We start from the raw sequence: 13905 nt of genomic DNA, 5'->3' as shown, positions 1-13905 counted from the left end.
GGTCGAACGCAGGGGCGCGCACCAGTGGCCGAGAATGACATGGCTTCCCGTCTGCAAGGAACCGGTGCTTACGCTCTGGAACTGGACGGCGTCGCGCGTCACTTCGGTGCTCTGGTGGCGCTTTCCGGCATCAATATGAGGATTGCAGCCGGCGAACGGCGCGCGGTCCTCGGCTCCAACGGCGCCGGCAAGACGACGCTTTTCAATGCGGTGACCGGTGACTTCTTGCCGACGGCCGGGCGCATCCGCTTCTTCGGCGAAGACATAACCGATCTGCCCCCACATGAACGCATCAGGCGTGGCTTGCGCCGAACCTACCAGATTTCGCAGTTGTTCAAGGGGCTGTCGGTTCTCGATTCAATCTTTCTGGCGTGCCGCGGAGTGTCGCGCCGCCGGTTCTCATTGCTTCGGCCGCGGTTGAACGACGTCAACAGAGTTCAGGCCGAGTCGATCCTCCACGCCGTGCATCTGGACGGCGACCGCGACGCGTTGGTGGCGACACTCAGCCACGGCCAGCAGCGACAGCTGGAAATTGCGCTGGCGCTCGCGGGCGCACCCCGGTTCATATTGTTCGACGAACCCGCAGCGGGTCTGTCGCCGACAGAGCGTCGCGATCTGGTAGCGATCCTCAACGGCCTCCCCAAGCACATCGGGTATGTCATCATCGAGCATGATCTCGACGTGGCGCTTCGTGTCTCCGAATATGTCTCGATGATGCACAATGGCCGCCTGTTCAAGGAAGGCACGCCCCAGGAGATCGAGGCGGATCCTGAGGTCCAGGAAATCTATCTTGGAGGTAAGCATGGCTAAGCGCGCCGCTTCCTCAGGCAAGGCGGTTCTCAAGATCGAGGACCTTCAGGTCTATTATGGCCAAAGTCATGCGCTCCAGGGCGTGTCGCTGACTTTGGAGACCGGCGTGTTGTCGGTCGTCGGCCGCAATGGCATGGGCAAGACGACATTGTGCAACACCATCACTGGGCTGAAGCGCGCACAGTCCGGTTCCATTCGGGTCAACGGTCGAGAGATATCCTCGCTCGAGCCGCACGAGATCCACCGCCTAGGCGTGGGCTACGTCCCCCAAGGCAGGCGAGTCTGGCCAAGCCTGTCCGTGGATGAGCACTTGCGGATGTCGTCGAAACGCGACGCCAGTTGGACGGTCGAGCGTGTCTACCAGACCTTTCCACGCCTGGCGGAACGCAAAAGCAATGGCGGCTCTCAACTGTCGGGTGGCGAGCAGCAGATGCTGGCCATTTCGCGTGCCCTGCTGAGCGACCCTAAACTGCTGGTCATGGATGAGCCGACCGAAGGGCTGGCGCCGGTCATTGTCGAACAGGTCGAGCGCATGCTCATCAGCCTGGCGGAAGAAGGCGAGATGGCGATCCTCGTCATCGAACAGAATATCGGTGTTGCAACGGCCGTGTCGGACCGCGTCGCGATTATGGTCAACGGGCGCATCAACCGGGTCATGGAAGCCTCGGCTCTTGCTGCCGATCGCGACTTGCAGCAACGCCTGCTCGGCGTTGGTCGCCACTCCGATGAACCTGTTGTTTCTCCAGCCGCAATTGCCGAAGCGCAAGAGCAACTGGCGGAGGTCTACCGCATTGATCGGGCAGGCACACGCACAGAGCCGGTGGTTCAGAATGGGGTCTATCGTCCGGTCACTGAGCTGCCAAACCGGTGGAACGTGCCGGTTGCAGCCATGCGGCAAGCGGCAGTCGAAAAACACAATCCTCAAGACGAACTGAAAAAGGTCTTCGCCATCCCTTTCGCCGAGCGGATCGGCCGCACCGTTCTTGTCGCCGGAACGTTCGACACGAAGGCGAAGGAACTGCGGTTCGTAGCCGATCGTCTGAAATCCCTAGGGATCCCCGTTCGCACAGTCGACCTCTCGACCTCGGGAAGGCCGTCGAGCGCGGACGTTCCCGCTATGCAGGTCGCAGGCATGCATGCGCGAGGATCATCGGCTGTGTTTTCGAATGACCGCGGCGGCTCGGTCGCCGCAATGGCCGAGGCCTTTGCTCGCTGGATCGAACGCGAGCCAGGTCTTGGCGGGGTGATTTCGGCCGGCGGCTCAGGTGGAACAACCATGGCCACCGCCGGCATGCGCGTCCTGCCGGTGGGCGTCCCCAAACTGATGGTGTCCACCGTGGCAGCCGGCGACGTCGGCAAATATGTCGGTGGCGCCGATATCATGATGTTCCACTCGGTCGCGGATGTTCAGGGTCTCAACTCAATCACTGAGGCCGTTCTAGGCAACGCTGCTCACGCTATGGCGGGTATGGTCGCGCAGCTGCCTTCCGGCGAAGCTTGGGAAGCCAAGCGAAAGCTGGCACGTCCTGCTGTCGGCATCACCATGTTTGGCGTCACCACGCCCGCTGTGCAGGCCGTAACCAAACGGTTGGAAGCGGATTATGACTGCCTGGTTTTCCACGCTACCGGCATCGGTGGACGGGCGATGGAGAACCTCGCCGATTCCCGGATGCTGTCGGCCTTCATCGACCTGACAACGACGGAAATCGCCGATATGATCGTCGGTGGCGTGTTCGCGGCAAGCGATGATCGCTTCGGAGCGGCGATACGCACGGGCTTGCCCTATGTCGGGTCCACCGGCGCGCTGGACATGGTCAATTTCGGTCCGCGCGACAGTGTGCCGGAGAAATTCAAAAGCCGGAAGTTTATCGTCCACAATCCCAATGTCACCCTGATGCGCACCACCAGGGATGAAAACCGGCAGTTTGGCGAATGGATCGGCACGCGGCTGAATGCCATGAACGGGCCTGTGCGATTTCTCCTGCCTGAAGGCGGCGTCTCGATGCTCGATGCACCCGGCCAGGCATTCCACGATCCGGAAGCCGATAATGCGCTGTTCGAGGCGATCGAGAAAACCGTGCGCCAAACTTCACTGCGTGTGGTTCAGCGCGTCCGATCCAACATCAACGATGGTCCATTCGTCGATGCGGTCATCACTGCATTCCATGCAATCGCACCGAAACTGCAGAGGCGCGCATGACCAGATCTGCGGTTCGACAGCTTCACGAAAATCAAGCCGCTCGGCTTCGGTCGATCGCATCGTATTTGGGAGGGTAAAAAATGGCCGCGCAGACTTTTGGCACGTTCCTTTTGTGGTTGATCGTCGCCGCGGTCATCGTTGTGATTGCTGTCTATATCCTGCGATGGCTGTATCGCCGCTCCACGAAGGAAACAGCGTTCGTGCGAACCGGTTTCATGGGCGAGAAAGTGGTCGTCAATGGCGGCGCTTTCGTCATACCGGTCCTGCACGAAATAACTCCCGTCAACATGAACGTGCTGCGCATCGAGGTGCGTCGCGAAGACGCTCACGCGTTGATCACCAAGAACCGGATGCGCGTCGACCTGATCGCCGAGTTCTTCGTGCGGGTCGGAGCAAGCCGCGAATTGGTGTCTGCCGCCGCGCAAACACTTGGTCGACGCACATTGCAGCCTGAAAGCCTGCGCGAATTGCTTGAGGGAAAATTCGCTGGCGCTATGCGCACGATCGCTGCCCAGATGAGCCTTGAGGAAATGCACGAGTTGCGCGGCGACTACGCGGCCAAGGTCCGCACCCTCGCCTCTGAATCGCTTGCTGCTAACGGTCTCGAACTTGAGAGTGTCGCTATCGTCGACCTCGACCAGACCAGCCTTGAGTATTTTGATCCGTCCAACGCGTTCGATGCGGAGGGTCTGACGCAACTGACGGAATCCATCGAAACTCGCCGCCGGATGCGCAACGAGATTGAACAGCGCACCCTCGTCGATATCCGCAACCAGAACCTCGATACGCAGCGCAAGGTTTTGGAGATCGACCGTGACACCGAATATGCCCGGCTCGAACAGGAGCGCGAGGTCGAAATCCGTCGTGCGGCGCAACGTTCTGAGCTGGCCATAGAGCGCGCGCTCCGCGACCAGGAATCGGAACAGGCGCAGTTGTCCTCGCGCGAAGCCGTCGAGAAATCCCGGCTGAACCAGGAAAGGAACATCACGGAAGAGCGCATCAAGAGCGAAGAGGACACACAGCGCCGTGAAATTGCTCGCCGGCGGTCCCTCGACGAGACCGAGATGAAAATGCGCGAATTGACAGAGCGGGAGCAGATCGCCCTGGAACTGTCGCTGGAAAAGGCCCGCATCGAGCGCGAAGGCGCGCAGAGCGGACTGGAGATCGAGCGCAAAAAGGTGCTCGAGATCGCGGAGCTTGAGCGACAGATCGCGTTGGCGGAGAAGGCGCTGGAAGTCACGAAGGCAGAGGCTGAAAAGCGCCGCGCCGAGATTGTTGAGAACCAGGCCACGGAAACCGCGCGCATCGCGCAGGAGCGCGCCGTTGACGAGGTGAGGATCGCTCGCGAGCGCCACCTTGAAGCGTTGCAGATCGCCAAGCGCCAAGCGTTCGAGGAAGCCGAGATTTCAGCCGGCGAAGAGGTGGAGCGTGCCCGCATCACTACAGAGCGGGGCATTGAGGAAGCCCGCCTGATCAAGGACCGCGACATGCGCCAGTTGGGCGTCGATCGCGACCAAAAGATCGAGATCGCCGAGATTCAGAAGGCAATCGACATCGCCAAGAAGACCCAGGAACGCTCGTCCGCGATTGCAGCCTCGGAAGCCGTTCGTGCAAAGGCCATTCAGGCCGAGGAACAGGCCTTCACCGCCCGCGAGCGCGAGATTGCCGAGCGTCGCAAGCTGACCGACCTTATCGGTGCCGCCCGGGAAGCCGAGCGCGATGCCCTGCGTATCACCTCGGCTGCTGACGCCGAGATGAAAGCGGCAAAGAGCCTGGCGGAAGCACAGAAGATCGCTGCCGTCGCATCCGCGGATTCGGAGAAGATCCATGCCCTGGCCGCAGCCCAGCGCTACGAGGTCGACGCCGCCGGTAACCGGCAGCTCAACGAGGCCGAGAACGTGCTTTCGGACGAGGCTCGCGCCGGGCGCCTCCGCGGCAAGTTGCTGGACCACATGGAAGGCATCATCCGCGAGAGTGTCAAACCGATGGAGAAGATCGAAGGCATCAAGATTCTGCACGTCGACGGCATCAACGGTGGCCAGGGCGGCAGCCGTAACGTCACCGACGAGGTCATTGATTCAGCGCTGCGTTACAGGGTGCAGGCGCCAATGATCGACAATCTGATGAAGGAGATCGGCATCGAGGGCGGATCGCTTGGCCGCATGACGGATGTTTTGCGAGACGCCAAGGACATAGCCAGCTTGAGCCGCGACAAGAAAGGCAAGGCAAAGAGCGGCAAGGAAACCGACGATGACGATCGCGACCAGTGAAGCCGTAGGGTCACCCGATGCCGAAGATCTATGTGTCATCGACGATCAATGCGCCAGCTGTGGACGTTTGGAAACTTGTCCGAAACTTCAATGGCTTGCCGAGCTGGACACCGTTTGTCGCAGAGAGCCGCATAGAACAGAACGCTCATCCGGACCAGATTGGCTGCATTCGCAATTTCATGCTGAAGGACGGCGGCCGGATCCGGGAGAAACTGCTGGCTCTGTCTGACTACGACCTCTCCTGCAGCTATGCGATGCTGGAGAGCCCGATGGGAGTCGAGAACTACATAGCCACACTCTCCCTGACCCCTGTCACCGACGGCAACATGACGTTCGCCGAGTGGCAGGCCGAGTTTGACTGTGCACCCGACAGGGAAAGCGCATTGGTGCAGCAGATCGGCATGGGCGTATTCCAGAGCGCCTTTACGGCGCTCAAACAGCGCTTCGCGCGCTGACATCGACGAATGGTCAAGGTTTGCCAGAGCACGATCATCAACGCGCCTGTCGAGGACGTCTGGTCTGTTCTGCGCGATTTCAATGGGCATGAGCGCTGGCATCCGGCAATCTCCTTCAGCGAGATAGAGAGCGGCGACCCGGCCGATGCGATCGGCGCAGTGCGCCATTTCCGGCTCACCGATGGCAGCGAACTGCGCGAACAGCTCCTGGCATTGTCCGACAAAGACCGACGGCTGAGCTACTGTCTACTGGAAGCCCCGTTGCCGTTGATGGGCTATGTCGCGTCGATCCGGCTGAAGCCCGTAACCGACGGCAACGCCGCCTTTTGGGAATGGTCCTCGGAGTTCCATCCGCCCGCGCATCGCCGTGATGAATTGGTCAATCTCGTTACCGAAGGCATCTACCTCGCCGGTTTTGAGGCCGTTCGCCGGCTCCTTAGCGGAAGGGCTGTTGCCGAGCCTGCCAGCGCAGGATCACAGCAACCTCTCGCGGAGTCGATACAAGAGAGGCGCCACTTGGAGCCGCCCAGAGCCAGCGACCAAAGCACACGGACCAAGGCAATCCTCGTCGAGCGCCACGGAGGACCCGAGGTTCTGCAGCTTGCGGAGATTGGCTTGGCGCCGCCAGCGCGTGGCGAGGTCCAGATCCGTCACACATTCATTGGGGTCAACTTCATCGACGTCTATTGCAGAACCGGCTATTTCGATCTCCTGCAGCCGCCGGGCGTTCCGGGCATGGAGGCCGCCGGCGTCATTGCAGCGGTCGGCCCGGAAGTGTCGGGCTTTTCAGTCGGCGACCGGATTGCCTATGCATGCCCGCCGGTCGGCGCTTACTGTGAACGACGCAACATGGCACCGGATCTTTTGGTTCACCTCTCGGACGATATTTCCGACGCAACCGCGGCGGCGGGCCTGTTGAAGGGCATTACTGCAAGCTTCCTGCTCCACGACGTCTATTCCGTGAAGCCCGGGTCCGTAGTGCTCATCCATGCGGCAGCCGGCGGGGTCGGCCAATTGCTGGTGCAATGGGCACGCCATCTCGGCGCGACGGTGATCGCCACGGTCTCGAGCGACGACAAGGCCCGGATCGTGGAACGGCTCGGCGCCCATCACGTCGTCGTCTACTCCAGAGAGAATTTCGCCGAAGCCGTCATGCAGTTGACCGGCGGCAGGGGCGCTGATGTAGCATTTGACGCCGTCGGCAATGACACATTTGGCGGGTCGCTGGCCGCGCTGGGTGTCCGCGGCCATCTCGTCAGCTTTGGTCAGGCCTCTGGACCTGTGGGAAATTGGGACATTGGCAGGTTCTCTTCGAAGTCGATCACCATTTCCCGTCCGAACTACGCCCACTACACAGACAGTCCGGAGAAGCTTGGCCCTCACATCAATCGGTTTTTCGCTGCTTTGCGTCAAGGTGTGATCAGGATAGAGCGGCCGAGGCAGTATGACCTGGCGCAGGCTGCCGACGCCCATCGCGATCTGGAGGCTAGAAGGACGACCGGGGCGCTTGTGTTAAAGGTTTGATGCAACATCGACACTGTCGCATGTTTGACTGATCACGGGCGTTAGCGTGGTTTCCGAGCGCCAAATCGAATTGTCGCAGCAACCGGCTCGACCACAAGCACCAAGCCAATTTTGATGCCGCGAGAAAGGATTGAACTCTAACTAATTTCAATAGAATCAATCATTTACGATACGTTTTGTGACGCGCAGACAGATGACCTCGAATTTTGGATGAAAAGCGATGCCTTGGTTCTGCCCCGGCGGATCAGGCACGACCCGAACGACGGCGAACGCCCGAGCGGTCGCCTAGTCGATGTGCTGCGATGACGAGCTACCGGCTTTTAGACGTCAGCTGCTGCCTAGGGGGGCGATCACCCTTCGAGATAAAATCCTCGAACTTCTTCTGGTCGAAATTGAAGGCCTGATTGAACCTTTCGGTAAGCTTCTTGGCGGCTTCACGGATTGCTGACTCTTGCTCTTCACGCAGGGTCATGGGCTGGTTCATGCTCCTCTCCCAGAGTTTGCGAATCGCTGACCATCACCATAGTTCTCAGTGAATCACTGAGGCTAGTGAAATCAGCGGACTCCATTTAGGTTCCCTAGGATGTCAAACTCACCACTTATACAACATCCCGAACTCGTGTTCGGACTCGCCGGACCACTTGGTGTCGACCTGGACGGGCTTAGCGACAGCCTCAGCCAATCCTTGAGAGCAGTAGGCTACCACGCGGTTAGCATCAAGTTAACAGACGAGATGCAGGCTTACACAGCTGACATAACCCTGTCAGCGTCGTCTGCATACCACGAGCAGATCGCCGCTAAGATGGATTACGCCACGGCTCTGTGCCGGAAATATGGTAATCCTGCAACGATGGCTCTTATCGCTATCGACGCTATTCAACGCCATCGAAGAGCGCTCTCCGGTTCGATCAATAAGATACCGGACACGCCTACGGCCTATATCGTTCGTCAGCTCAAACGTCCCAACGAGGTTGAACGTCTTCGCCGTCTCTACGGAAAGCAATTTGTGCTCGTGTCGGCCTACACAGCCGTCGACGAGCGCTTCAATCGAGTGTTCGAGCGCATACAGAGGTCGATCTCAACACGTTCCAGTCCTGCCGACGTGAAGTTTCAGACCAACAAGATCCTCGAGCGCGACGCCGACGAGGATGACGTCAACGGCCAGCATATTCGCGACACGTATCACCTTGCCGACGTTTTCGTCGACGGGAACACACGGCAGGATATGGACCGCACCATAGACCGCTTCATCAAGGGTTTCTTCGGGAAAACCGATGTAACCCCCACGAAGGACGAATACGGCATGTATGCTGCGAAGTCGGCTTCATTGCGGTCGGCAGATCTCTCGCGCCAGGTAGGCGCAGCTATTTTCTCGGATGCCGGTGAGATAATCACCCAAGGGTGTAACGAGGTGCCGAAGGCGTTTGGCGGAACCTACTGGGATCAAGAGCAGCCGGACTTCAGGGACGTGAAGCTTGGGTATGACCCAAACGAGGCGCTCAAGAAGCAAATTGTAAAAGACCTGGTCGAGAGACTGCACGAGGCCGGGATGTTATCCGAGACCTGCACCTCTCTGGGTCCGGTGGACTCAATTGTCGCTACGCTAACGGCAAAAAGGAAGGATAAGCAGGGCGTCACCAAAGGGCCTTTGGCGGATGCCGCTATCATGGATTTGACGGAATACGGTCGGATTGTGCATGCGGAGATGTGCGCAATCTGTGATGCAGCCCGCCTTGGTCGGAGCGTCAAGGGCGGCACATTGTTCTGCACAACCTTCCCCTGCCACAACTGCACGAAACATATCCTCGCAGCTGGCATTAGGAGGGTCGTATATATCGAACCTTATCCGAAGAGCCGGGTCCAGGAGCTCCACGGCCACGAGGTCTCGCTCGAGAGCGAGAGCGCCGACAGAGTCGGTTTCGTTCCATTCATAGGCATATCGCCATTCCGCTATCGCGACATATTCCAGAAAGGGAGGCGCAAGAACCCTGATGGAAGCGCCTCGAGTTGGCTCGGCGGAGCGCCCGCGCCTATGCTCGATCCAGGCTTGGGCGCTTATCTTGATAGTGAAGCAGGCGAGCTGCTCGTCCTCACTGGCTCCTACGACGAAAAGGAGTTACGACTGCCAGGAGGCGATGGAGCCGGGCTTTCAGGCGATCGTCTACTGCATGATTGAAGCCCAGGTGGCTACGCGGCGAGGTGATGCGCCGCTGTGCCTGCTGATTGCCGCCAACGACACAACCCACAAGGAAAATGCGATGATCGCGGCCGAACTGGCGATCGCGCGGGCGATAATCCGAGCAAGAGAAGTCTGCCTTCGTGCGGCGGTTCGATTTTGCTTGCGCTGAAGCTGCTTCTTGCCGGCGTCAAGGCGACTGAACGATCTTGACTGCCTACACCCACTAGGTCACTCTTGCACCGTGCCTCGAGAGAACCGGTGCCGGGCACTCTGAGTATAACGCCGCGTGATAACCGACGATGGGGGAGCCCTTACGTCGTAGACAACGAGCAGCACGGCTGCCCAACACAACTCCTTGAACATCAACTGGCTCGCGGACCGGCTCATGCACGTCTGCACTCCACGATCATTTGGAGAAAACTTTGCCGAAATTTGTTGAGTATCAGGACGGTGATGTGGAAGTGACTTCCCGCAAGCCGCTGAGAGGCACGCTGGAGTTGGTCACTGACGATGACGACACGGTCGATATGTTGCTCGACCGCGAAAATGCCGAATGGCTGATGGGCGCGCTCGCTGAATTCCTCATACAGGGCGAAGGCGACGACATGCCAAAGATTTCAATCCCTGGGTCTGGTAGCCGTCGAACTTGACTTCGTGGCTCCAGCCGTCGCCCTTGGGCGGCTGCTCCACTAGCTCCGGCTCCATCGGAAGAATGAATGACAACCGGACGCCACCGGCGGATTTACCCACGCACAAGCACTCACCAACAATTTGAATCAATATCGCACGGCCGCAAGCGTTCCGTTAGCCATCGCTAAAAAGCGTTTCGGAAACAATCCGACCCCTTTTCATACGGAACCGATTTCCCTATCGCCGCATCAAGTCCGACAGCGGGCATTGATCTGGTCCGAAAACATCTAGTTCGAGCTGCTCGTGAGCGGGCCACTGATGTCAGATCACTGTCGGAGATCACGCAGGTCAATAGCCTGACCGCAATCGGGGCAGCCGGCACTGGCTGACGGGCTCATCAAAGGGCATAGGTTGGATTTATTACCTCACCTTCGATTTTTCGGCTAGCGACACGAGTTCCTCCTCATCCACGAATCACTGCAAACGGCTATTTGGTGAACGCCTCGAGGCAGACCCGATACTCTTCGTCGCGAAAATCGGCGATGGTCTTTTGCTGCATGTCTTCGGTTTCGTAGCGCGGATGGTCATAGGCGGCGAGCGCCTGCCTCTGCTGGTTCTCGACCGCGGCAACTTCACCAGGCTTATTGGGGTCTGGCGTCGTGCGATTGATCGCCTCCATGACCTTGACAAGCGAGATGCCCATCTGGCGAAGCTTCATAGTTGTCTCTGCCGACTGGGCAGCAGACCCGCAGATCGTCAAGGCTTGCTTACTGAGCGTCACCGGCTGGACCAGTGAAGCCACGACAATTGCTACTTTGAACATGCTCCGAATCCCCTACCTGTTTCCAATTGGGACGGGCTCAAGCGCCAGTCAACCTCATAAGATGATCCGGCGAATATTGTGCGAGCCGGTGTCGAGAACAGTCCAGCTTTAGTGCCAAGGATAGCGGCAGCGCTTAAGCGCCAGCAACAAGTCCGTCTTCTCGAATGCGAGCGCCGTCTCTACCTTGGCTTAGCCGTTATGATGGTGCTGCTCTCCATCCAGCTCATCAGCCAGCCCAGGCGCCACCAGAGCAACTACGAGGCCTGCCTGGAGGCGTCCGATAACGGCTTCGGCAAGCGTGACTGGTGCGCCTTGCAGCTTATCAAACCCTACAGGAGAGACCCGTGAATTATTGCCGCGTCATCGCCGGAAGGCACTCTGCTCTCTAGCGGCGCGGCGGCGAATGACCCGAAGATCGGATTGACGTTCCCTTCGCCGGAGCGAATATACGAGGCACTTGGGGGAATTACCATGAAACGATACTTTATCATCGCGGCGCTTGTCTGTGCCTCTCCTGCCTTTGCTCAGAGCGTTCCAGTCGAGGAGGGCGCGCGCATATGCTGCGGTCTCTCTCGCGGACTCGTTGATCCTGCAGTGGCCCTAATCGAAGCCCACGGATGGCGCTGCGACAGCATATCGGCAATGACACCGTTCTTAACGGCACGCGGCTTCTCAGTCGACTGCAATCACTTCAACTACAGATACAATATCGAGGATAAGGGTGGAAATTGGGAGATCAGCCTCGACTGACCTCCCACACCTAGTTATATGCCATTATGCTCAGGGGGTGTGGGACCGTAACTCCGCATGTCGGGACATTTGTGGCGTTCCTTGCGACAGGGGAATTCATCGCCGTGCCTACTCGGATTCTAACAGGGGCTTCGGCATCAAGAAGTGCGGCTGTCGGTGAGCGACGGTGCATGCTACCCTGAGCGCATAGTCGGAAATCGCCTTATATAAATGAAGCATGACGAGCACGATTTCGGACGAATACATGACCGGGGATGGCGAGAGGCGCCTTTCAGTCTCAACCGTGACCTCGCTCCGAATGCCCAACACGCCCGTTGCCGTGCGGTCACCTAGGTGCATATCGCTGACAAATTTCAGACCAGAAACAGAATTTGGAAAAAATCGGGGAATGGCCAGCGTTTTGTCCCTATGAGCAGGAAAAAGTCATCTCCCGTGGAACTCCATCGAAGTCCTAGAGTGGAAACACAGATGCGATGGGGATGCCTTTTGCAACCACCGAGATTCCTGGACCCAAACCTCCTCTAATTCAAGAGCTACCCTTTCCTTTGGGAGCGTGCCGGCCTATCGCACGTTGTCATCGGGCCCGAAGGGCGCCAACATGCATGTTGACACTGTCAACATGCATCACCGCCAAGACCCCTAAACCGCCTCCAGGCCGGTTGACTGTGCCAACATCAAAGGCACCCAAACAGCCCAAAACGTAACTCTATGTTGCGCTAAGTTTCCCTTATGTTGTCACCCGCAGCCCGATTTCGGCTTTTTGCGCTCGGTGACAACGTCTCGGATCTCTAACGGGCCGCACACAAAACGCACAAGCAAGCGTATAGAGCGACGCGATTGCGCTGGAATTCCAAAAGAAGCGCTCAAATATCGGGACCCACCGCTGACGTTGCTCAGCGAGGAGGCTGAAACGCCTTACCCTGCAAGGCCGGATATGTATTTCTCTGCCACTGCGGCTCTAGTCAAATTACCAATGGCCCTCGCTCCGAAGGATCGCTTCTGACGGGCAGTGTTCTATCGCGGTGGTTGGGCATATCGCGACACCGAAGACCTATTCGACTGACGTTCGAATTCCGCAAAGGAGGCATTTCAGCCTGTCCTCGTCATGTTTGGGGCTGGACTGGTGCCCCTCGCCTCCCATGAACTCGCAATCATCTGGAGCGAAGACACCCGGCGGCTAAGCGCCGGGGCCATTGTGGCCTGTGCGCGAGACTACGCTTTCCGCGCGCAAGCCCTGACGCGCAAGACCGGCCTCGGCATTTGGAAGTCAATGCCGACATTCTTTGCAACCAGACTCGCACGAAGGTATGCGGCACTGAACATCCGCCAGTCATCTTCGTGCCGCGTGGCTGAAAATTCCATCAAAGCGCCGAGGGCGTTGCACAACTCCTGCTCGAGGAGATCTACCGCGCTCACGCAGCGTCCTTCTTGGCGGCGAGCGCGACGACGTTAGACGGATATGTAGCGCGCCTCAGCGCGTGAAGGAACGTCCAGCTGTCTACCGCCTGGCAGAGCTCCGTGAACTCCGCGAAGCGATTGCCAAGGTGTTCCATGAGAAAGACGACGGCGTTTTCGCTCATCTGTTCGGCTTCCTCACGCTTCCGCTTCCTTTCGGCGCGTTCGAAATCCTCCCTCGCCTTTCTAGCAGCGGCACGCTTTTCTTCCTTCAGCGTCAACTTCGCCGCGTCTTCGGGGGCCATGCGCTTGGTCCTCGCCGCGAGCTTGGCCGCCGCAAGACGCTCCTGCGCTGCTTCCTTCCGCGCGGACATTGCATCTGCTTCGATATCCCGCGTCGAAGGAATATTCCCGGACTTGATCTGCGTCACCACCTTCTCGATGATTTCGGGAGGGGTGTTCTTGGCCCCAAGGATATACAGCGCCTTGTCAGGCAGGATGGCGAGGGCCCCATTTTCGTGCACTGCCAACGCAGCATTCATGTAATTCTGCGCGGTTCGGTCGGTCATCTTGAATTCAGTGTCGAGCCACTTGCCGAACTCACCGTAGGGAAGATTGGACTTAACAACGATGAATGCCCTGCCGATCTCGACCGCGCCGGCCTTCATCCTGTCGAACAGCTTGTGAATGCGGCCGGTTACAGCCGCGAGGTTGAAATCCGAAACGGTTTCGGAAGCCAGTTCCTTGACGGTCGCGATTTCGACAGCTGCTCCGGTGCTGAAGTTGAAGTCCTGGAGTTCATTCCCAACAGTGGTCGTTGCTGCTGATGCGAGGGGTGTGGTAAACTCGTCGCTCATCGTTATTTCCTT

The 13905-nt window shown here is 58.6% G+C and carries 12 protein-coding genes; 9 read left to right on the top strand and 3 right to left on the bottom strand.

Annotation, left to right across the window (positions count from 1 at the left end; all coding sequences use genetic code 11):
• Nucleotides 1-39 precede the first annotated feature (39 nt).
• The 5 genes from FJ954_RS06010 (at nt 40) to FJ954_RS05990 (ending at nt 7259) form a co-directional block, all read left to right on the top strand.
• On the top strand, nt 40-810 hold the full coding sequence (locus FJ954_RS06010; protein ID WP_127318638.1) for an ABC transporter ATP-binding protein: 771 nt from the start codon (nt 40-42) through the stop codon (nt 808-810).
• Nucleotides 803-3010 (top strand): ABC transporter permease, encoded by a 2208-nt coding sequence (locus FJ954_RS06005; protein ID WP_140660745.1) that lies wholly within the window; start codon nt 803-805, stop codon nt 3008-3010. Before FJ954_RS06010 ends, FJ954_RS06005 begins: the two co-directional genes overlap by 8 nt.
• Before the next feature lie 80 nt (nt 3011-3090).
• Nucleotides 3091-5280, top strand: coding sequence for a flotillin family protein (locus tag FJ954_RS06000; protein WP_140660744.1), 2190 nt, complete (start codon nt 3091-3093; stop codon nt 5278-5280).
• Nucleotides 5281-5297: 17 nt separating this feature from the next.
• Entirely contained in the window at nt 5298-5735 is a 438-nt protein-coding gene (locus FJ954_RS05995) for an SRPBCC family protein (protein WP_140660743.1), read from the top strand.
• A 9-nt stretch (nt 5736-5744) separates the two neighbouring features.
• On the top strand, nt 5745-7259 hold the full coding sequence (locus FJ954_RS05990) for a zinc-binding dehydrogenase (RefSeq protein WP_140660742.1): 1515 nt from the start codon (nt 5745-5747) through the stop codon (nt 7257-7259).
• A gap of 310 nt (nt 7260-7569) precedes the next feature.
• Here the strand turns inward: FJ954_RS05990 and FJ954_RS31465 are convergent, their stop codons facing one another.
• Entirely contained in the window at nt 7570-7743 is a 174-nt protein-coding gene (locus FJ954_RS31465) for a hypothetical protein (RefSeq protein ID WP_181177757.1), read from the bottom strand.
• Nucleotides 7744-7842: 99 nt separating this feature from the next.
• Here FJ954_RS31465 and FJ954_RS05985 point away from each other — a divergent pair, with 99 nt between their 5' ends.
• The 3 genes from FJ954_RS05985 to FJ954_RS05975 all read left to right on the top strand — a co-directional run bounded on the left by FJ954_RS05985 (nt 7843) and on the right by FJ954_RS05975 (nt 10088).
• Nucleotides 7843-9435: an anti-phage dCTP deaminase gene (locus FJ954_RS05985; RefSeq protein WP_140660741.1), complete on the top strand. Its 1593-nt coding sequence runs from the start codon at nt 7843-7845 to the stop codon at nt 9433-9435.
• Nucleotides 9428-9607, top strand: a complete 180-nt coding sequence (locus FJ954_RS05980; RefSeq protein ID WP_246681023.1) for a hypothetical protein — start codon at nt 9428-9430, stop codon at nt 9605-9607. Before FJ954_RS05985 ends, FJ954_RS05980 begins: the two co-directional genes overlap by 8 nt.
• Nucleotides 9608-9860: 253 nt before the next feature.
• On the top strand, nt 9861-10088 hold the full coding sequence (locus FJ954_RS05975) for a hypothetical protein (protein WP_246681022.1): 228 nt from the start codon (nt 9861-9863) through the stop codon (nt 10086-10088).
• A 467-nt stretch (nt 10089-10555) separates the two neighbouring features.
• Here the strand turns inward: FJ954_RS05975 and FJ954_RS05965 are convergent, their stop codons facing one another.
• The gene (locus FJ954_RS05965) at nt 10556-10891 is read right to left on the bottom strand and encodes a hypothetical protein (RefSeq protein ID WP_140660739.1); all 336 of its coding nucleotides are present in this window, start codon (nt 10889-10891) and stop codon (nt 10556-10558) included.
• A 198-nt stretch (nt 10892-11089) separates the two neighbouring features.
• Here FJ954_RS05965 and FJ954_RS31460 point away from each other — a divergent pair, with 198 nt between their 5' ends.
• The gene (locus tag FJ954_RS31460) at nt 11090-11239 is read left to right on the top strand and encodes a hypothetical protein (RefSeq protein WP_181177756.1); all 150 of its coding nucleotides are present in this window, start codon (nt 11090-11092) and stop codon (nt 11237-11239) included.
• A gap of 1814 nt (nt 11240-13053) precedes the next feature.
• Here the strand turns inward: FJ954_RS31460 and FJ954_RS05960 are convergent.
• Complete coding sequence (locus FJ954_RS05960; protein ID WP_181177755.1) at nt 13054-13893, bottom strand: DUF3102 domain-containing protein; 840 nt, start codon at nt 13891-13893, stop codon at nt 13054-13056.
• Between the last annotated feature and the right edge of the window lie 12 nt (nt 13894-13905).

Source organism: Mesorhizobium sp. B2-3-15 (assembly GCF_006442875.1).
In the GTDB taxonomy this organism is placed as follows: domain Bacteria; phylum Pseudomonadota; class Alphaproteobacteria; order Rhizobiales; family Rhizobiaceae; genus Mesorhizobium; species Mesorhizobium australicum.
Note: the sequence above shows the minus strand (reverse complement) of the source record. Positions and strands in the feature narration are given on the sequence as shown.